The organism is Streptomyces mutabilis (assembly GCF_046628145.1).
In the GTDB taxonomy this organism is placed as follows: domain Bacteria; phylum Actinomycetota; class Actinomycetes; order Streptomycetales; family Streptomycetaceae; genus Streptomyces; species Streptomyces mutabilis.
Genome location: NZ_CP176874.1, coordinates 245,593 through 264,898, shown reverse-complemented (window position 1 = coordinate 264,898; position 19,306 = coordinate 245,593). Strand labels below are relative to the sequence as shown.

14 protein-coding genes are annotated in these 19,306 nt (G+C 71.6%); 8 read left to right on the top strand and 6 right to left on the bottom strand.

What is annotated here, in order from left to right:
- The first annotated feature begins 3 nt into the window (after positions 1–3).
- The 3 genes from ACLIN4_RS01250 (at position 4) to ACLIN4_RS01240 (ending at position 4,945) form a co-directional block, all read left to right on the top strand.
- The gene (locus tag ACLIN4_RS01250; RefSeq protein WP_107478741.1) at positions 4–2,832 is read left to right on the top strand and encodes an ATP-binding protein; all 2,829 of its coding nucleotides are present in this window, start codon (positions 4–6) and stop codon (positions 2,830–2,832) included.
- A gap of 522 nt (positions 2,833–3,354) precedes the next feature.
- Positions 3,355–4,023, top strand: coding sequence for a PAS domain-containing protein (locus ACLIN4_RS01245; RefSeq protein WP_257101716.1), 669 nt, complete (start codon positions 3,355–3,357; stop codon positions 4,021–4,023).
- 148 nt (positions 4,024–4,171) lie between these two features.
- On the top strand, positions 4,172–4,945 hold the full coding sequence (locus ACLIN4_RS01240) for an aminotransferase class IV (protein ID WP_382053332.1): 774 nt from the start codon (positions 4,172–4,174) through the stop codon (positions 4,943–4,945).
- Positions 4,946–5,204: 259 nt separating this feature from the next.
- On the opposite strand, the gene ACLIN4_RS01235 is transcribed toward ACLIN4_RS01240, so the two are convergent.
- On the bottom strand, positions 5,205–6,176 hold the full coding sequence (locus ACLIN4_RS01235) for an SDR family NAD(P)-dependent oxidoreductase (protein ID WP_411575393.1): 972 nt from the start codon (positions 6,174–6,176) through the stop codon (positions 5,205–5,207).
- 55 nt (positions 6,177–6,231) lie between these two features.
- Here ACLIN4_RS01235 and ACLIN4_RS01230 point away from each other — a divergent pair, with 55 nt between their 5' ends.
- Positions 6,232–6,654 carry a MerR family transcriptional regulator gene (locus ACLIN4_RS01230; RefSeq protein ID WP_107478738.1) on the top strand — a complete coding sequence of 141 codons (423 nt, stop codon included), beginning with the start codon at positions 6,232–6,234 and terminating at the stop codon, positions 6,652–6,654.
- Positions 6,655–6,695: 41 nt separating this feature from the next.
- Here ACLIN4_RS01230 and ACLIN4_RS01225 read toward each other — a convergent pair whose 3' ends face one another.
- The 4 genes from ACLIN4_RS01225 to ACLIN4_RS01210 form a co-directional block, all read right to left on the bottom strand.
- Positions 6,696–9,173 carry an SCO7613 C-terminal domain-containing membrane protein gene (locus ACLIN4_RS01225; RefSeq protein ID WP_382053330.1) on the bottom strand — a complete coding sequence of 826 codons (2,478 nt, stop codon included), beginning with the start codon at positions 9,171–9,173 and terminating at the stop codon, positions 6,696–6,698.
- 477 nt (positions 9,174–9,650) lie between these two features.
- The gene (locus ACLIN4_RS01220; RefSeq protein ID WP_289909314.1) at positions 9,651–11,126 is read right to left on the bottom strand and encodes an oxygenase MpaB family protein; all 1,476 of its coding nucleotides are present in this window, start codon (positions 11,124–11,126) and stop codon (positions 9,651–9,653) included.
- On the bottom strand, positions 11,123–11,833 hold the full coding sequence (gene uppS / locus ACLIN4_RS01215) for a polyprenyl diphosphate synthase (protein WP_411576719.1): 711 nt from the start codon (positions 11,831–11,833) through the stop codon (positions 11,123–11,125). The genes ACLIN4_RS01220 and uppS overlap by 4 nt, the downstream gene beginning before the upstream one ends.
- A gap of 450 nt (positions 11,834–12,283) precedes the next feature.
- A complete protein-coding gene (locus tag ACLIN4_RS01210; RefSeq protein WP_289909313.1) occupies positions 12,284–13,894 on the bottom strand; it encodes an SDR family oxidoreductase in 1,611 nt (536 codons plus the stop codon).
- A 415-nt stretch (positions 13,895–14,309) separates the two neighbouring features.
- On the opposite strand from ACLIN4_RS01210, the gene ACLIN4_RS01205 reads away from it, so the two are divergent.
- From ACLIN4_RS01205 to ACLIN4_RS01195, 3 genes are all read left to right on the top strand, one after another.
- On the top strand, positions 14,310–15,446 hold the full coding sequence (locus ACLIN4_RS01205; protein WP_411575392.1) for a hypothetical protein: 1,137 nt from the start codon (positions 14,310–14,312) through the stop codon (positions 15,444–15,446).
- 88 nt (positions 15,447–15,534) lie between these two features.
- Positions 15,535–15,939 (top strand): DUF6336 family protein, encoded by a 405-nt coding sequence (locus tag ACLIN4_RS01200; protein WP_307653402.1) that lies wholly within the window; start codon positions 15,535–15,537, stop codon positions 15,937–15,939.
- 253 nt (positions 15,940–16,192) lie between these two features.
- Positions 16,193–16,582: a hypothetical protein gene (locus ACLIN4_RS01195; protein WP_307653403.1), complete on the top strand. Its 390-nt coding sequence runs from the start codon at positions 16,193–16,195 to the stop codon at positions 16,580–16,582.
- 113 nt (positions 16,583–16,695) lie between these two features.
- On the opposite strand, the gene ACLIN4_RS01190 is transcribed toward ACLIN4_RS01195, so the two are convergent.
- The gene (locus ACLIN4_RS01190; protein ID WP_411575391.1) at positions 16,696–17,394 is read right to left on the bottom strand and encodes a hypothetical protein; all 699 of its coding nucleotides are present in this window, start codon (positions 17,392–17,394) and stop codon (positions 16,696–16,698) included.
- Between the two features lie 311 nt (positions 17,395–17,705).
- On the opposite strand from ACLIN4_RS01190, the gene ACLIN4_RS01185 reads away from it, so the two are divergent.
- Complete coding sequence (locus ACLIN4_RS01185) at positions 17,706–19,145, top strand: cytochrome P450 (RefSeq protein ID WP_307653405.1); 1,440 nt, start codon at positions 17,706–17,708, stop codon at positions 19,143–19,145.
- Positions 19,146–19,306: the final 161 nt, after the last annotated feature.

Below are 19,306 nucleotides of genomic sequence, written 5' to 3'. Positions count from 1 at the left end.
CCCATGCTGCTGGAACGCAACACCGAGATCACCCTGGTCGACGCCGCACTGGGCGCCGCCGCCGAAGGACGGTCCTCCCTCGTCGTGGTCACCGGACCCCTCGGCATCGGACGCTCGGCGCTGCTGCAGCGGCTGTCCGCGGTCGGTGACGGGCACGAGGGCGTCCGGGTGCTGCGCGCCAACGCCGCGCCCATGGAACAGGACTTCGCCTTCGGCGTCGTACGGCAGCTCTTCGAGCCCCTGCTGAGCGACTCGCCCCAGGACGTCCGCGACCGCTGGATGGACGCCCACGCCTCCTTCGCCCGGCACGTCCTGGCCGACGACGCCGCTTCGCCCGGCGCCGACCAGGCGATCGCCGCCACCGAAGCCGTCCTGCACGGACTGTTCTCGCTGCTGGCCAACGTCAGCGTCGACAGCAGACTGCTGATCCTCGTCGACGACCTCCAGTGGTCCGACGTGCCCTCGCTGCGCTGGCTCACCTTCCTGGCCAAACGGCTGCACGGGGTGCGGGCCGTCGTGGTCTGCGCCCTGCGCGACGGTGATCCCCGCACCAACCACTCCTTGATCCGCGAGCTGAGGGAGGCCGCCACCCAGACCCTGCGGCCGGCCTCCCTCAGCCTGGAGGCCGCCCGTACGCTGGTCCGCGACCGCTTCGGCGAACCGGGCGACGAGGAGTTCGTCCGGGCCTGCCACGAGGCCTCGGCCGGAAACCCCTTGTTCCTGATGTCGACCCTGGTCGACACCGACCTCGTCGGCCGCCGCCCGCAGGCCGAACACGCCGATGTCACCCGGAGACTGAGCCCGTCCCAGCTGCGGGAACACATCGCCAGCAGCCTGCGCACCCAGCCCGCTCCGGTACGCGATCTCGCCGCCGCCATCGCCACCCTCGGCGAACAGGGCGACGTCGCCACCCTGACCCGCCTCGCCAAACTGGACAGCGCCGGCTACTCCGGAGCCCTGCGCGCCCTGGGCGCCCTGGGCATGCTCACCTCCGCAAACGAACCGCGCTTCACCCACCGCGCCGTCGGCGACGCCGTCGAGTCCACCCTCACCATGGACCAGCGCGAGCGGCTCCACGACGAGGCCGCCGCTCTCCTTTACGCCTCGGGCAGCCCCGCCGAGCAGGTAGCCGCCCAGCTCATGGCCGTCGTCACCCGGCACCAGCCCTGGGCCGTGGACGTCCTGAGCGCCGCCGCCGACACCGCCCTGCGCCGGGGCGCACCCGACACCGCCGCCCGCTATCTGCGGCGCGCCCTGCTGGACAGCCCCGCCGAAGGCATCACGCGCGCCCGCCTCCTGGTCGAACTCGGCACCGCGGAAAGAGACTTCGACCCCCCTGCCTGCGAGCGGCACATCGCCCAGGCCATGACCCTGTTCCCCGATCCGCGGGACCGGGCCGTGGCCGCGCTGCGCATCTCACCGACCCCGCTCGGCCCCACCCCGCTCACCGTCGTCGACCTGCTGCGCCAGGCAGCCGAGGGACTCGGTCCGGCCTCCCGGCTCGCCGGCCTCGACCGCGACCTGGCGTTGCGGCTGGAGGCCCGGCTGCGGCACTGCGGCCACGAGGACCCCTTCGAGCTGACCGCGGCCGCCGAGCGGCTGAGGGAACTCGGACCCGAACCACCCGTGGACAGCGGCGCGGAGCGCGAGTTGACGATCGCCCTGCTCGGCGCCGTCACCCTCGGCTGCCGACTGCCCGCCGCCGAGGTGGTGGGGCTGGCGAAACGCATCCTCGACCGTGAACCCGCCACCTCCGCCCGCGTCCACTCCACCCTCCCCTTGGTGATCATCACGATGATCGCCGCCGACTCGGTGGAGGCCGTCGACTCCTGGCTCGCCGTCGAGCACCGTGCCCACCAGGAGCGCACCACCCCCGCCGACGCGCTCGCCCACATCGAACAGGCCCTCGTTCACCTGGGCCGCGGCAGGCTGGCCCATGCCCGCGAATGGTCCGAGACGGCGCTGGACATGACCGAGGCCGACCACCACTACCTGGGCACGGTGGCGACCATGACCCACGCCATCGTCGCCCTGGAGTCCCGCGACCCGTCCCTCGCCGAGCGCGTGCTGCGCCGGGCCGACCGGACCCGGCTCCAGGGCCTGCCCCTCGCCGGCCTGCTCCGCCTGCTGGAGGCGACCGGAGAGATCGCGGCGGGCGATCTCGTCGGAGCCCTCGACTCACTGCAGTCCTGCGGCCGGCAGATGGAGGCAGCGGGCTGGCACAATCCCGTGCTCTTCCCCTGGCGTCCGTGGACCATCAGCGTTCACCGTCGCATGGGTGACACCCGCGCCGCCCGGGCCCTGGCCGAGGAGGAGTACGCCCGCGCCGAACAGTGGGGCGCGCCCGTCGGCGTCGGCCGGGCGCTACGGCTGCTCGGCCGGCTGGAGGAAGGCGGGCGGGGCACCGCTCGGCTGCGTGAGGCGGTCACGGTCCTGCGCGGCTCAGCCAACCAGTTGGAGCTGGCCCGAGCGCTGCTCTCGCTCGCCGAACGCCTGGGCGGCGGCCCGGAGCCGGAGGCGCTGGCCCGGGAGGCCGCCACCCTGGCGTCCGCCTGCGGCGTCCCCGCGCTGGCCGAGCGCGTCATCCGCGGCACCATGAGGACACCCCTGTACACGGTCTCGCCGGAGAGCGTCCTCACCCCGACCGAGCGCCGGGTGGCGGGGCTCGCGTGCCGCGGCCTGACCAACCAGGAGATCGCCGGCGAGCTGGGCGTCAGCTCCCGCGCCATCGAGAAGCACCTCACCCACGCATACCGGAAACTGGGTATTCCCGGACGCCGTGAACTCGTCGCTCTTGTTTCCCGTGCGGAAAACGCGAGTTTCCACAGGTGACTCGACGGTAAATTCCCCCGGACCCCGTCCCCGCATAGCGCGGGACGGGGTCCGGCCTTTTCCGTTTCCCCCCTCGGTCGAGTGGCAGTCCGACGGAAATCGCTTTCCACCATTCCCTTCTCCCGGGAGGAGGGCCGGTGTCGACGCGCATTCGGCGCGAGCCTGCCGTGACCTGGAGCACTGATGTCGGTTCGAGGTGCGGAGTCGCTGTCTCATTTGGCTTGATTCGGAAGGGTTCCACCGGCCGGGGCAACGGTGCCGTAAGGTTCGGCAGCCGACACCGAACCTTCCCGACCGAACCCCTTCGGTGCGGAACCGTACCCACCGAAGAAGTCACCGCAGTATTAGCAGGTCAGACCGGTCTCACGTTGACCCGTCATCGTCGACGTTCGTAATATCGCAACGTCTTCTTTTCTGTCGCCTCCTTTTTCGCAAGGCCAGGCGCTTACCTGGCCCTCCTCCTAAAGCACCGATAGAAGAAGGGTTTTGAGTTCCTTGGCGCCGACCCCCCACGCCACACTCATGGACCGCGCCCCCATGGTCGGTCCGGCCGGCACACCCGAGCCGGCAGACGTCCGCACCGACGGCTTCGACCGGGCTGACGCCTATATCGCCTGCCTGGATCCCGCGCTCACCATCCAGCAGGTCAACCAGGAGTTCGGCCGCCGCTTCGGCGGACCGACCTCCAGCCTCTGCGGCCGGCACTTCTGCGACCTGATCCATCCCAGCGTCCGGCCACCGCTCATGCAGCAGTTCTCCCGCATGCTGGAGGGCAAGCGGCAGCGCTTCCTCACCGAAGTCATCGCCGTCGACCAGCAGAGCACCGCCTCCGCGCTCCCGCTGCGCGCCATGGCCGTCCAAGGCGGCCACACCCCCGACGTCGCCGCGATCCTCGTGGTGCTGTCCGGCGCGGACGAACGGTCCGAGGGCGCCGAGGAGATGGCACCGCGCAAGAAGCTGCTCAGCGAGATAGACGCCCGCATCCTGGAGGGCATAGCCGCCGGAGTCTCCACCATCCCCCTCGCCTCCCGCCTCTTCCTCAGCCGCCAGGGCGTGGAGTACCACGTCACCGGACTGCTCAGGGCGCTCAAGGTCCCCAACCGGGCGGCCCTCGTCTCCCGCGCCTACTCCATGGGCGTTCTCAAGGTCGGGACCTGGCCGCCCAAGGTCGTCGAGGACTACATCAAGTGAGCCGGACACCACCTGCCGTGCGGGGCGGCGACACCGCCGCCCCGCACCCCGCCCGCTTCCGTCCGTCACCTGCTCACCGCCCCACGAGTCGCCGGCGGGAGAGCGCCGGCCACCCAGCCGGGCACGGCAGGCGTGACAGGGTGACGCCATGATCGAACTCGACGGCCGACCCGCCGGGGAAGACGCCCTGGCGGCCCTGGCCCTGACCAACTACGGCCACTTCACGACCCTGTTGGTGGAGGAGGGGCGAGTACGTGGCCTCGACCTCCACCTGCAGCGCCTGATCCGCGACTGCCGGCTCCTCTTCGACACCGCGCTCGACCCGGACCGCGTGCGCGACCTGGCCCGCCGGGCCGCACCGCGGAGCGGGCGCCGGATCATCCGCATCACCGTGTTCGACCCGGCACTGAACCTGGCCACCATCGACGCGGACGCCCGTCCGCGCATCCTGGTCACGGCACGGCCGGCTCCGGAGGCCGACCCGGGGCCCCTGCGGGTGCGGACCGCGGTCCACCGCCGTGACCTGCCCGAGGTGAAGTCGGTCGCTCTCGGGCCCGCTCTCCGGCTCCGCCGCCGCGCCCGGCGGGAGGGCTACGACGACGTGCTGTTCACGGGAGCCGACGGCGAAGTGCTGGAGGGCGGCACCTGGAACATCGGCCTGGTCCGCGAGGGCCGGGTCGTCTGGCCCGGGGGAGACGTACTCTCCGGCACGACCCGGCAACTCCTGCGTCGCGCCGGGGGAGACCCGACGGAGCTGATCGGCCTTTCCGACCTCGACGACTGCGAGGCGGTCTTCGCCACGAACGCGGCCACGGTCCTGCGTCCCCTCACCCGGATCGACCACAGGACCTACCCCGCTTCGCACCCCGTGATGGCCCGGCTCGCGGACACCTACCGGGCGCTGCCCGCTCAGAAGCTCTGATCGAACGGCGCGGACGCGTCTGCGACCGAGGTCCCCAGTTGCAGGAGGGCCGGACGTCGGTGACGCGTGCTGCGGGCGGCAGGCCGCCCGTTCCGCTGTGCGGGCGGTGGTGGTCGCAGCGGATGTTCCCGTTGCCGGCTCCGTACGGATCGAGGAACCGGCGGGCGTCCGAAGCCGGGTCGGATCGGGCGGGGGCGGCGGCGTTCGACGAGGCGACGTCGGCCTGCGATGGGCAGTGGTGCGTTGCGGTGCGGTGGCGTCATCGGGTGATCGGGGCGGTGCCGGTCGCGGCGATGGACAGGTCCCACAGCCGTGCGGCCGCATCGGGGTCGATGGCGTAGGCGCGGACGCCGCCGTCGTCCATGGAGGCTTCGGGGGCGGAGATGCCGGCGATGTCGCAGTCCTCCAGGTAGAGGCCGCCGCGGTCGGCGAGGAGAGGGGAGGTGGCGGCCCACAGGCCGGTGGCGGCGCCCTGGGAGGGGGTCCTGAAGTCGGTGGCGATCACGTTGCCGTGCTCGTCCACCCACCCGCGGTCGATCTGTTCTTGGAGTGTCATGTCCCGCTGCAGCCCGGTGATGATCTTGCCTGGATGAAGTGAGAAGGCCCGGACGCCGTCGCCGCGCCCGAGTGTGTCGAGGTGTACGGCGAAGAGGGCGTTGGCGGTCTTGGCCTGGCCGTAGGCCAGCCACTTGTCGTAGCCGGTGCGGAAGTGCGGGTCGTGCCAGCGGATGTCGGTCAGGGTGTGGCCGGCGGAGCTGTTGACCACGACCCGCGCGCCGTCGGCGGCGGCCAGGAGCGGGTAGAGCTCGCAGGCGAGGGCGAAGTGCCCGAAGTGGTTGGCGGCGAGCTGGCCCTCCCAGCCGGGTCCCACGCGCCGTTCGGGAGTGGCCATGACTCCGGCGACGGCCATGAGCAGGTCGAGCCTGGCCAGGGAGTCGCGGATATGTGCTGCGGCGGCCCGCACACTGGCGAGGGCGTTCAGGTCCATGGGGACGACCTCGCAGCCCTTCACATGCGCGAGTGCGGCCCGCGCGATATCAGGACGGCGCGCCGGAACGATGACGCGGGCTCCGGCGGCCGCGAGGGCGGAGGTGGTTTCCAGGCCGAGCCCGGAGTAGCCCCCGGTCACCACGGCGCTCGTGCCGGACAGGTCGAGGCCCGCGGTGACGTCCTGGGCAGTGCTGGCGGCGGAGAAGGGCGAGCCGAGCGGCTGCTGATCAATGCTGGTCATGCCATCGAAGCTACGATCTGGAGCGAGGTCTAGATCAAGTCCTAGACTGCGACGCATGGCAACCACCGAGACTCCTGCGACGCCACTGAGCATCGGCGACGTGGCCGAGCAGACCGGACTCAGCGTCCACGCGCTGCGCTTCTACGAGCGCGAGGGACTGCTCGTAGGACCGGTCCGGCGAACCTCCGGAGGCCGGCGACGGTACAGGGCGTTCGACGTCGACTGGCTGCTGATCTGCGTCAAGCTACGGGAATCCGGGATGCCGCTGGCCGACCTCAAGCAGTTCGCCGAGCTGGTGCGGCACGGTCCGGGAAACGAGGCGGAACGCCTGCGGCTTCTCGAAGCCCACCGGCGGCGCGTAGACGCACAGATCCAGGCACTTGAGGAGTGCCGGTCCGTCATCACCTGGAAGGTCGGCGTCTACGCCGACCACCTCGCCCGCGGCAAGGCCGAAGGACTCTGGGACCCCACGACCTGAAACCCCACCGGCAGCGTCGGCGACCTTCTGCCCCGCAACACCTAGTGGAACCGTGCGAACACCTCCCGCACCCGCCGTGCGTCGCGCAGGCGCTGCTCGTAGGTGGCGCCCATGGCCAGCAGCACCGCACCGGCCAGTGCGGGAGGCGCCCACCGGGGCAGCACGCCGACGACCTGGGCGACGTACGGGGCGAGTTCGTGCAGTGCGACCAGGGCGAGCACGGACCCACCGAGGACCAGCGGCGCCTGGAGCCGGCTCCGTGCGCCGACCAGGGTGACGGCCAGCGCGGCCGTACCGAGCAGCAACGGCCGGAACCAGTGCGGGTCCCCCCATGCCGCGAGCAGGCTCGGCACCAGCGCGAGGCCCAGGCCGGCACCGTACGCCGTCCAGGAGGACAGCGCGGGGTCGCGACGGCGGCTCAGGTGGCCGACGACCAGCGCGGGCACCGTCACCGGCAGGGCGTAGGCCTCCGGCGTGGTGACGTCCCAGGCCGCCAGTCGCACCCAAGCGGCGAGCACGAAGAGCACGACGGCCACGTGACCGGCTGCCCGTCGGTCCGGTCGTATCGCGGTCCCGGCCATGACCACCCCGCCCACCGAGAGCACCAGGGCGAGCATCGGCAGATCGGTCGCGGCGAGCGCGAGCGAGAGCAGTCCCGCCGCCGCGCCCGCTCCCTCGACGGGCACGGTGACGGGCGAGCCCGAGGAGCGCGCCGCCAGCAGCGCCGCGACCGCGGACACGACGACGACCAGCAGCGCGGTGTGGTGCGGCGGCCGGCCCGCGGACGCGCCGATCGCACAGGCGAGAGCGGCGGCGTGCACGAGGGAGGCGGGTGCCGCGAACGGGCCGGAGCCCGGACGCGTGCCCGCGCCGGCGAACAGGAGCGTCAGAGCAACGAGCACACCGATCGTCGCCGACTCGGACGCCAGCGAGACCAGAGCGAGATCGACGGAGGTGACGAGGGCGAGGACAACGGCCCCGACGGCCACGTGGGACGTCCCGGCCGCGGCGCGGCGGGCCCACTCCGCGCATCCCAGCGCGGCCACGACCACGCCGCCCTGTGCCACCAGGCCGGCGGTGTAGGGCAGCCCGAGTGCGGGAGGCAGTACGAGCAGTGCGGCCCAGCCCAGGACGAGCGCCCCGACCGCGCAGTGCGGCCGCCACTTCTCGCCGCGGCCGGAAGCCACCGCCAGCACGCCCGCGACGACGGCCAGCACGAGCGGCACGGTGCCGGCGTGCGCGGGCCACGGCACGTCCGTGAACACCGCGGCCCTGAAGCCCCTGGGGGCGCCGGACCAGGGCCGCTCCACCTGGAACACCGGGCCGAGGAGCGTACCGGCGACCAGCGGGACCGCCGACAGCACCACGAGTCCCTGGACCGCGAACGAGGCCCCGACCAGCCCCCGGCGTGACGTTTCCCCGAGCGGCGTCCGGACGACCGCCAGCAGGGCGACCCCGCAGGCCAGACACCCGGGGGCCGTCCACTCGCCGGGCAGCGAGGTCCGCAGTACCCCGCCCGCCCCGGCGACCAGGCACAGACCCGCCGTCAGCGCCGCGCCCACGGCGGCCTCCGGCTTCGGAACGGCCCGGGCCGCGGCCAGGGCGATCGCGGCCGCGAGGATCAGGAGCGCCGCCGCGCGTGCGGAGGCTCCCGGGCCGGACGCAGTCCAGCAGAGCCAGCCGGCCGACAGGACTCCGACCGCGCCCGTGCCGAGCGAGCCGACGGCCGCGACGATCCGTACCGGCGTGAGTGTCGTCCGCAGGGCGACGGCGGCCCCCGCCGCCGCGGTCACCAGGAGTACGGCCGTGAGGGCGTACGGACCCGCGCCGACGGCGAGCGCCCACAGGGGCAGGGGGAGATGGGCGGTCGCCACGGCCAGCGGGAGAGGGAGACGGAGCACGAGCCGCGTGCCCCTGCGGCCCGGTCCCTCGGACACCGGAGCATCCGCCGGCACCGTCGCGCCCACTCCCGCGCCGTACGCGGCCCACCCACCGGCCAGGACGGCCGACGCGGCGGCCGTGTAGGTGAGAGCACCCGTGCCGATGAACACCACCTCGTGCAGCGCGTAGGCGTCGAGGAGGGTCAGCGCGACCCCCAGAGCGGCAACCGCCTCGGCCGTCGAGGCCAGCCCACGGCGCAGCAGCGCCACCGGCGCGGTCAGCACCCCGACGGTCACCGCGCCGAGCACCAGCGACCGTCCGCCGATCCCCAGGTGCCCCCAACTGACCAGGTTGAACGCGACCGCGGCGACCGTCAGCAGGATCCCGCCGAGGACCAGCAGGACGTTCTGCACGCCGGGGGCGGTGGCGTCCGGCGGGGGAGTGCCGGCAGCCCCGCGGCTCGGCCACAACGGCGGTACGGATCCGTGACCCCGGCCGCCGTGCGGGCCGGTGGCCGCACGCAACGTGTGGATCAGCCAGGCGCGGCGTTGCAGCAGTACGGCCCGGCGGGCGTCGAGTTGCCACAACTCGGCGTCGAGGAGCCGCAGCTCCTCGGCCGGGGGCAGCGGGTTCGTCATGCCACGGAGTGTCGTCCCCCTCACCTCGCCGGGCATGAGCGCACGTACTCAGTTCCTACTCAGGTACCGTCCGCCGTCAGCCCGGTCCGGGCAGAGCCCGGCCGACGAGAATCTCCGCCGCCCAGGCGTGCCGGCCGCGGTCCGCTTCCGCGGCAGCCCGGCTCCGTCACCCCCGCGGCGACCGGCGGCGACAGGGGAGAGCGTGGACACGAGGAACTGATGACCCGGCCGTGCGTATGTTCGCCGGGTGGCGAACAGAGGCAGGCCGACGGGGTAGTTCATGGCCCAGCCGAGGACCCGGCCTGTACCAGGCCGGCGATCCGGACTGCCCGTGCAGGTGCCGGGGTGACGAGAACACCGGCGGGTACGAGCAGGGGCGGGATGGGACGGGTGTGCTCGACCACGGGCATCCGGAAGGCCTGCGAGCGTCGACGCCGCCCGGCGAGGTCGAGCGGCGCCCGCCTTCGCGGGTACGGCCTAGGCGTCCGTGAACAGGGGATCGTACGGAGTGCTCGTGCGGCGCGCCGACATGAAGGAGACGAAGTCGCCCACGAAGGCGCTCCGGCCGTAGGTCCCGTCGCCGGCGGCGAGGTCGCGGTGAAAAGCGGTACGGAAGAGCGCCCGGTACTCGTCCGCGTCGATGGTGCCGTTGCCGTCCGCGTCGGCCGCGTCGAAAAGCACCTCGGCGACGCGGATCAGCGCGGGCCCGGCGAGGGAGGGGACGGCGGCGGCGTACTCGTCGGCGCTGACCCGGCCGTCACCGTCCGTGTCGAGGGCTTCCTGCAGTTCGTGCCACCAGGAGGCGAAGGCGTCGTAGAGCCGCGTCTCCTCCGGTTCGTCCAGGTCCAGGCGCGTGGACAGTTCCCGGGCCATCGCCGCGAGGTCCGGCCAGTCGAGGTGGCCGTCGCCGGTCTGGTCCAGCACCTGGCGGAAGAACTCCTCCGCCGAGTGCCGGCCCTCGCCCGTGTGCGCGGACGCCCGGCCCGGATCGGTCACACCGCCCAGCGGGGTGATCAGGCGGAGCAGGGCCGACGCGCGTTTCATGCGACCGCGCAGGGCGGCGACGGTCCGGGCGCGAGGGTCGTCGCTACCGGTCGAGAGCGTCAGCAAGTCGATGATGTTCTCCGCGTTGAGCCAGCCCTCGGGCAGGAAGCGGGCCAGTCCGGCGGCGAGGTAGGCACCCCGCATGAGGGTGTCGGCGCCGGGCATCTCCGGCAGGCCGGCCCGGCGTCGGTACGCCTCGGGGAGCGAGGCCACGGTGATCGCGCCGAAGAGCGGTCCGGCGACGGCCCGGCCCGCCGCCCACACGGTCGGCGCTCCGTCGAGCAGTGCCGGGGCGGGCAGATGGTCGAAGAGCCGGTACAGGATGATGCGGGCCGCCTCGGTGTTCTCCAGCTCCTCCTCCACGACGCGGTCGAAGTAGGCCCAGAAGTCGTGGAGTTCCTCGGGGAGTTCCGTGGCGTCACCGTCGAGCGCGGCGAGGAACGCGCGGTACTCGGCGTACATCCGTTCCATCGTGCGCTGCTCGAGGGGCTGGCCGCTCAGCCGGCACATCGTCACGGCGCTCTCGAACAGGGTGGCGATCACCCAGGCGCGAGTGGCGCGGTCCATCGCGTCGTAGGCCCGGCCGCGGAGGTCCGTGCCGCTCATGCGCGCGTGCAGCCGGTTGAGCCGGGCGGCCTCCCGCTCACGTACCACGGGGTCGCCGCTGTACATGCGCCGCATGCTGAGGAAGGTGTTGCGGAGCCGGCGCCAGGGATGGGCCACGAAGGTGGAGTTGTCGAGGAGGGCCGCGCCGATCTGCGGGTGGGCCGCCTCCAGCACCGTCGCGCGGATCATGGCGAGTGCCCAGCGCGGGTCGTCGAAGAAGGCGTGGAACTGCGAACCGGAACCGAACAAGGGCGGTTCCTCGTCGGGGTGCGGAGCGTCGGCGGGGATCGTGTCCGTGGTCATCGTGGGTCTCCGTTCGTCTGGGGAGGCAGACTGCCGAAGCGGCGGTCGCGGCGCCGGTAGGTGTGCAGGCAGTGCAGGAAGTCGGGGGCCCGGAAGTCCGGCCAGAGCACCTCGGGGAAGGTCCACTCGGCGTAGGCGACCTTCCAGAGCATGAAGTTGGAGATGCGCTGCTCGCCTGACGTACGGATGACCAGGTCCACGTCCGGGGTGTCCGGGAACGGCAGATGCTGGGCGAAGAGGCCCTCGGTCACCTCGTCCGCGGGCGTCCCGTTCCGGATGAGCGACCGGGCGGCCTCGACGATGTCCCGGCGCCCGCCGTGGTCGAAGGCCACGGTCAGCGTCATGCCTCGGTTGCCGTCGGTCAATGCCGTCAGGTCCTCGAAGTCCTGCGCCAGTTCGCGGGGGATGCGCGGGTCGGTGACCCCCAGGAAGCGGCAGCGGACGCCGCGGGCGAGCAGGAAGGGCGCGTGCTTGCGCACTACCCGGCGGACCAGTCTCATCAGGTAGTCGACCTCCGCGCCGGGCCGGTTCCAGTTCTCGGTGGAGAAGGCGTACAGGGTGAGCCATTCGACGCCCGCGGACCTGGCCGCCTCGATGACCTCGATGACGGTGGCCTCGGCGGCCCGGTGACCGGCCGAGCGCGGCAGTGCGCGCCGCTGGGCCCACCGCCCGTTCCCGTCCATCACACATGCCACGTGCCGGGGCACCGTGCGCGCGGGGCCGCTGCCGCGTTCGCGCTCGGCCGGCCCGTCCCCCTGCCCTGCGCGGCTCCCCGGCGCGCGGCGTCCGCCGGGCAGACCGCTGCGGGCCACCGCGCCCGACGCCGCCACCACACCTGGAGCGGCATTTCCGGCCGCGCTGTGCTCGTTCACACCCACCCCGCCTCGCCCACGCCCCCAAGCGGCGTGTCCCCTGCCGGAAGTCTGGCAGCGGCAAAGACTCCGACAGGCCCGTACGGGCTGTTCATCACCCTTGGCGTGTATGTCCGAGACTCTCCGTCGGAGTCTCTCCGTCCGTGTCCTCCGGTGACGGCGACCGCCGAGGCATCCGCACCGCCTGGCCGCCACCACTCGCCGTCGGGCCCGTCGGTACCCCGGGGCGAGGAAGTGCGGACCGGGCTGGTCGCCGAAGAGCCAGTGCGCGACGGAGGTCTGTCTTCAGTCGCGGCCGCGGATCGGATCGGCGTCTGCCGGCCCGTCGGTGGATCTCGACCGGCTGCGTGGGCGTCGCGAGCGCGAGGGGCGGGACGTGTTCTTGCTTGCGTTCATGCCCCTGGCCGCTGCCTGGGTGATGTTGCGGGCCATGCCACCGAAGACGACGGCGTGAAACGGGGAGACGGACCACCAGTAGGCGTGACCCAGCAGCCCGCGAGGATGGAACAGGGCGCGCTGGCGGTAACGGGTGCGGCCCTCGGCGTCCGTTTCGACGTACATGTCCAGCCAGGCCAGGCCCGGCAGTCGCATCTCCGCCCGCAGGCGCAGCAGACGGCCCGGTTCGATTTCCTCGACCCGCCAGAAGTCCAACGAGTCACCGACCCGCAGGCGTTCGGCGTCGCGTCGTCCGCGGCGCAGGCCGACCCCTCCGACGAATCGGTCCAGCCAACCGCGCACCGCCCAGGCGAGCGGGAAGGAGTACCAGCCGTTGTCGCCGCCGATGCCCTCGACGACCTTCCACAGCGCCTGGGGTGAGGCGTCGACCGGCACCTGCCGCTCGTCACGGTAGAGGCTGCCACCGGCCCAGCCGGGGTCGGTGGGCAGGGGATCGCTGGGCGCTCCCGGGGCGGCCGCGGACGACCAGCGCGTGGCGACCTGCGCCTCCCGTACCCTGCGCAAGGCCAGGGCCAGGGCTTCCTCGAAGGGCAACGGCCCAGCAGGAGGATCAGGCACGTACCGAATGATGTCGTGCTCGCGACAGACGACCTCGTGACGCAGGGACTCGGTCAGGGGCTGGGCGAGGGAGGCGGGAACAGGGGTCACCAGGCCGACCCAGTGGCTGGACAGCCGCGGGGTCAGCACGGGCACGGGCACGATGAGCCGGTGCCGCAGCCCGGCCACGGTGGCGTAACGGCGCATCATCTCGCGGTACGTCAGGACGTCCGGTCCGCCGATGTCGAAGGCCCGGTCGACGCCGGCCGGCATGGTCGCCGAGCCGACCAGGTAGCGCAGCACGTCACGGACCGCGATGGGCTGCGTGCGGGTACGCACCCAACTGGGGGTGATCATGACCGGCAGCCGCTCCGTCAGATAGCGGAGCATCTCGAACGACGCGGACCCCGATCCGATGACCACCGCCGCTCGTAGCACGGTGGCGGGCACGGGGCACTCGAGGAAGATCCGTCCCACCTCGGCCCGGGAACGCAGATGCGGCGAGAGCGACTGCTCCGGTACTTGGTGAGGAGTGAGTCCGCCGAGGTAGACGATGCGCCGTACCCCGGCCGCGTGCGCCTGCAGGGCGAAGGTCCGGGCCGCTCGGCGGTCGGCGTCCTCGAAACCGGAACCGGCCCCGAGCGCGTGCACCAGGTAGTACGCCACATCGATGCCGCGCAGGGCGGCGGCGACCGACTCGGCGTCGGTGACATCCCCGCGCACCGTCTCGACATCCCCCGCCCAGGGGTGATCCCGCAGTTTCCCCGGGGAACGGGCCAGACAGCGCACACGGTGGCCGGCCTGGAGCAGTTCCGGCACCAGGCGCCCGCCGATGTAGCCGGTCGCCCCGGTGACGAGGCAGTGCAGTTGCTCGGCCTTCGGGAGTCCGTCGCTGCTCACCATGCTCCTTCCGAGTCACCGACGCGGCGGTCGGCCACGTCTCACGTCCGATCATGGCCGCCGGAGCAGCACGGCGCCCGTCGCGGCGATGCTTCCGGCTGCCTCGACGAGGAAATGGCGGCCACCGGGCTCCGCTGCCACGGCGAGCCGGGCCCCACCTGTCTGGCCTGAAGCGGCTGGACGAACCCCTCACTGTCGAGGACCTGACCCGCCGGACACGGACGAGAGCCACCTGGGCGGCCACGACAAGCAGGTGACCGGTACGACCCAGCGCTGCCCATCCGCCGCACAGTGGGCGTTCCACGGCCACCTGCCGGCGGACGTTCCGTCCCCGGAGCCGCCCCGGCGCGGAGCCCGTCCATCACTGATCCGCCTCGGCCGGGGCGGACAGGGCAACCATCGGGCGCCGTCAGAAGTCTTGCCGACGATCACACGTGATCGCACTGACGAGGAGACCATCATCACCGCCATACGCAAGACCCTGACCGCCACCGCAGTCGTCGGCGCCGTCCTCGCGGGTTCGGCCGCCTGCGGCACCGTCGAGCAGATCTCCGCGGGACAGAAACTCGACCAGGCGTTCGGCAAGCTCGGCAAGGAGAAGACGATCTCCTTCGAACTCGACCTCGACACCGACGCCCAGAGCCTGAAGGCCTTGGACGCCCTGTCGAACCCGGAGCCCGGCGAGGAGATCCCCGACGAGGTCGCCGACCTGCTCAGTGACGCGAAGATCAGTGTGACGGCGCAGTCGAAGAAGCCGATCGACGAGTCCGGTGAGAAGGACCTCGTCGGAATGGCCATGAAGGTCCGCGCCCACGGGGGCGACATCGTCGAGTACCGGGTCATCGGTGACTACACGTACATCCGTTCCGACGCGGAGCTCCTCGGCAAGGCCATGGGCGCCCCCGTACCGTCGGCGGAGGACCTGCCCCCGGAGGCGAGCGGACTCAAGAAGGCGCTCGACGGCGAGTGGGTGAAGATCAACACCAAGGAGATGGCGGAGACCACCGCCGAGCCCGGGACGGAGCCCGAGCCGGAGCCGACCCTCGACGCCAGGACACAGAAGCAACTGCTGGACGCGCTCCGCAAGACCGTCGCCCGAGAGGTCGACTTCGAGACCGCCGAGGGCGAGGACGGTGCCGAGCGCATCACCGCCACCGCTCCCTTCCGTACATTGATCGGGGAGCTCCTCGACGAGATGCGTCCGCTCGCGAAGAAGCTGCCGCCGGGCATGGAACTGCCCACGGACGGGGACCTCAAGGAGATCCCCGACGGCGAGGTCACGGCCGACTTCACGCTCAAGAACGGCGAGTTGAGCGAGGTGCACGTCGACCTCGCCGAGCTTGCCGAGAATGCCGAGGTGAAGAAGCTGGGCCTGGTGGTGCGGATGACCGAGGGCCAGACGCTCACGGCCCCGGCCGGCGCGACCGAGCTGGACATCGAGGAGATGCTGGGCGGGGTCGGCGCCGCGATGATGGGAGCGGAGGGCTTCAGCGAGGAGGACTTCGGAGAGGAAGTCGTCCTCCCGGAAGAGGACTTCCCCGCGGACGCCGCGTAGGCGCACGCAGGGACCCGGGGGCATGGTCAACCCCGCACGGCCGGAGGCGGTGCAATCCAGGCGGCGGGGGTGGGCTACGGTGCCGAGTATGCGCACCGAGGACGCGATCATCCAGCCCCTGCTCCGGATCCGGGACGTGGCGGCGCGCGGAGCCCTGTACGGGTTGGCCACGGTGCCCCTGCTCGGGGCGGCCTCCCTGTTCATCGGCGACCATCACGACCGGAGGACGTTCCTGGCCGTCGCCGGAGGGCTCGCCGCCGCTGTGGCCGTGGCCGGGATCCTCATCGGGCTCTTCTTCTGGTGGGCCTGCGGCGGAGACGTCCGACGCTGCCGGGACTGGCGCACCGTCAGCGGCCAGGCCGGGCCTGTGACCGTCGCGGCCCCAGTCCTGCTGCGGATCGGGGTGCTGGCCCTGGTGCTGTTCCCCGGCGCCTTCGGCCTCTATCACTTGGTGGACGGTGCCGGGTACGACAGTTGGTTGTACGGCGACTGAGCCAGCCGTAGCTCGACGACCCGTCCATCACGTCCGTGAAGGCCGAACGGAGCCGGGCCCGGGTGTCGGGCAAGCTCCACCGTCTCGTGCGGATCGAACTCGGCGCAGGCGGCAATCTCGCAAAGACCCCCGAGATGATGTGAGTTCGGCTCCGGACAGATCTGTGTCCACGTCGTTCGTCGAAACGCGGTCTTGGAAACCCTCGTACTCGTCTCCGCAGACACCCCTTGGACCACACCGCCAGGAGGAACCAGTGTCACGCCCGCGACTGCTCACCCCCGCGGAGAAGCTCGCCGACGCGAAGAAGCTGTTGAGCCTCCCCCGTATCGTCGTGATCTGCGGCTCCACCCGCTTCATGACCGAGATGAACGAGGCAGACCTGCGTGAGACCAAAGCGGGGAAGATCGTCGTCAAGCCGGGCTGGGACATGAAGTCGCCGCACGCACTTTGGTCCGATCCTGCCGAGGCCGAGGCGCTGAAGGTCCGACTCGGCGATCTGCACCGGGCGAAGATCCGGCTCGCTGATGAGGTGCTCGTAGTCGGCGACTACATCGGAGACAGCACCCGAGCCGAACTCGCCTACGCCCGGTCGCTGGACAAGCCCGTGCGGTTCACGCACCCCGAAGTCGACCCTGACGCCTGACCGCCCGCTGTCACCTCGGCAACCAGGGCCGGCAGCCGGCCGCCTGACCGTCTCCCGGTGACCTCGGCCAGCCGCCCTCCCCACGCCCTGGAGCATGCATGGGGATTGATCATCTAGTGCTGGGCCTGCTCGCTCTCGGCGATCTCGGTTGCCGTAGCCGTGGCCCGTCGGCCCGCCTGGACCTGCTGGAGTCGCTTGATCGTGGCAGCGAGCACGTCATGCGCGTCCGTAGGATCCGCTCCCGCGTCCTCCACGCTGACCCGGGCGATGACGGAGCCGGACCTGCTGTAGCCGTGGACCGTGCCACTCGATCCACTGTGGGCCAGGAACACTGACTCCTCTCCGACCCGGCCGGCCTCGACAGGCGCCGTTTCGTCCCCATCCGGCCACTGGTCGTACGCTGCCTTCGCGTGCGCCGCGTTGTCGAACTGGCAGACGTCCAGATCAATGCCCCGGGATTCGGTCGATCCCTGGTAGTCGTAGTCGCCACTTCCCGCCCGCTGCCAACCGGCCGGCGCGGGGGCGTCCAGCGGAGCACAGTCGTCGGGTTCGCCCGGCATGCGCTTGTGCAGACTGCCGGGGTAGTAGCCGGGGACGACGTCCTCAGCGTCGGGAATCGCCTGAGTGAGTTCCCCCCGGCTGAGCTGCCTGGCCAACGGCACGTCGGTGTCGTCCTTGAACGGCTGGACCTGGCCGGCTCCGCTCGCTGACGGTGCCCCGGCAGGGGCCGGCGGCTCCTTGTCCGTGGAGCAGGCGGGCAGCGTGAGGCAAGCCAGGAGGCTTACGGTGAGTAGGAGATGACGGCGTGTCATGTGATCAGCATAGTGACGCCAAGTCCTACGGGCCCCGACAGGATCGGAAGGGGACGTCCAGCTGGACGCGCGACACCAGCCGGCCGACAAGTCCTCCCGGCCAGACGTACCGTCACTCGGACTCCAGATCGGCCGGAGTCTGGCGTACGGGGCCGTACGCCAGGTCCTCCGGGACCCAGGCAGCCGACGGCCGACTTCCGGTCGACGGTCACCTCCGGCATGTGAAGATCACGTGTAGACAGCATCCATGGGATTGATCTTGGGCATGCATCGGCCGCACCTCAATGCCCCACCATGAGGAGAGCCGAGCAGTGAACACCCCACTCGCCACACCCACACCGACGGCGCCGGGCAGCCTTCCCCTGATCGGACACGCCCACCGCCTCGCTCGCACCCCCCTGCCCTTCATAGCCTCCCTGCGAGAGCACGGCAGCGTCGTCCGCATACGTATCGGCACCGCGCCCGCCTACGTGGTCACCGACCCCGCCCTCACGCGCAAGGTCCTGGTCACCGACGCCGCAGACTTCACCAAGGGCGGCAAGATCATCGACGCGCTCCGCGTGTTCTTCGGCGACGGGCTCGCCACCGTGGCTGACGGAGACGTCCACCTGCGCAACCGGCGCCTGATGCAGCCGATGTTCAACAAAGCGCACATCGCCACCCGCGGCGACGCCATGATCGACCAGGTTCGGTCCATGGTCGCCGCGTGGACGGACGGCGAACACCGTGACGTCTTCGCCGACATGAACAACCTGACGCTGGCAGCCTTCCTCGTCGCGCTGTTCGGCACAGACCTGCCGCCCCACCTGCAAGAAGAATTCACCGCCCTCATGCCGGCCATCATGAAGGGAACCATCCGCCAGACCATCCTGCCGCCCTGGGCCAACCGCCTGCCGCTGCCGGCGAACCGCGCCCACGCGGCCCGGGTCGCCCGCCTGCGCACCCTCATCGACCAGGCCATCGACCACCACACCAGCCAACTGCCCACCACAACGGCAACGACGACACAGACCGGATGCCCCCACGCCGACCGCCCCAGCGGGCTCTTCGAGACTCTCCTCACCGCACCGGAGCCCCTGAGCCGTCAGCAACTCCAGGACGAAGCCATCACCCTGCTCACCGGAGCCATCGAGACCACCGGTACCACCCTCGCCTGGGCCCTGTACGAGATCAGCCGGCACCCGCAGGTCGAACAACGCCTCCGCGCCGAACTCGCCTCTGTCTGCCAGGACCGGCCACTCCGCTACACCGACGTCGACCAGCTCTACTACGCCCGCAGAGTGCTGCAGGAAGCCGTGCGCAAGTACGGGCCGGCCTGGATGGTGACGCGAACCGCGACCCGGGACACCGAGCTGGGCGGACACTCCATTCCGGCAGGCGCCGACGTCGTATGGAGTCCGTACCTTCACCAGCACGACCCAGAGGTCTTTCCGGACCCAGACCGTTTCGACCCGGACCGCTGGACGCACGCAGACGCCACGGCCACCCGCGGATCCTTCCTCGCATTCGGTGACGGACGACGCAAATGCATCGGTGAGAACTTCGCCTGGGCAGAGCTGCAGATCATCCTGGCCACCATCCTCCAGAACTGCTCGCACCTTCAGCTGACGTCACGACCGCCGCGGCCGCAAGCTGTCGTCACCGTCAAACCCGACCGCCTGACCATGTCCTTCAACCGCCCCACCACGACCAGGCACCCGGTCGACGAGGACCAGGCCCACCGCCCGCCCGCCCGACCGAGCACCCCGTGATCCTTCAACCGTGAACGGATGAGCCGTACCCTCCGGCGTGCAGAAGCAGAGCGTCCGGAGGGGCACCCTGAGGACGAACAGGATCCGAGGGGGAGAGACGGGGTGTCGGCGCGACCGGGCGGGCCCGGCGAGGGACGGCCGGCGTGAACGTTGCCGGGCCA

Excerpts from the sequence above, each read along its gene's own strand:
- ACLIN4_RS01250 (WP_107478741.1), top strand. The coding sequence starts at position 4 with ATGCTGCTGGAACGCAACACCGAGATCACCCTGGTCGACGCCGCACTG.
- ACLIN4_RS01245 (WP_257101716.1), top strand. The coding sequence starts at position 3,355 with ATGGACCGCGCCCCCATGGTCGGTCCGGCCGGCACACCCGAGCCGGCA.
- ACLIN4_RS01240 (WP_382053332.1), top strand. The coding sequence starts at position 4,172 with ATGATCGAACTCGACGGCCGACCCGCCGGGGAAGACGCCCTGGCGGCC.
- ACLIN4_RS01235 (WP_411575393.1), bottom strand. The coding sequence starts at position 6,176 with ATGACCAGCATTGATCAGCAGCCGCTCGGCTCGCCCTTCTCCGCCGCC.
- ACLIN4_RS01230 (WP_107478738.1), top strand. The coding sequence starts at position 6,232 with ATGGCAACCACCGAGACTCCTGCGACGCCACTGAGCATCGGCGACGTG.
- ACLIN4_RS01225 (WP_382053330.1), bottom strand. The coding sequence starts at position 9,173 with ATGACGAACCCGCTGCCCCCGGCCGAGGAGCTGCGGCTCCTCGACGCC.
- ACLIN4_RS01220 (WP_289909314.1), bottom strand. The coding sequence starts at position 11,126 with ATGACCACGGACACGATCCCCGCCGACGCTCCGCACCCCGACGAGGAA.
- ACLIN4_RS01210 (WP_289909313.1), bottom strand. The coding sequence starts at position 13,894 with ATGGTGAGCAGCGACGGACTCCCGAAGGCCGAGCAACTGCACTGCCTC.
- ACLIN4_RS01200 (WP_307653402.1), top strand. The coding sequence starts at position 15,535 with ATGCGCACCGAGGACGCGATCATCCAGCCCCTGCTCCGGATCCGGGAC.
- ACLIN4_RS01190 (WP_411575391.1), bottom strand. The coding sequence starts at position 17,394 with ATGACACGCCGTCATCTCCTACTCACCGTAAGCCTCCTGGCTTGCCTC.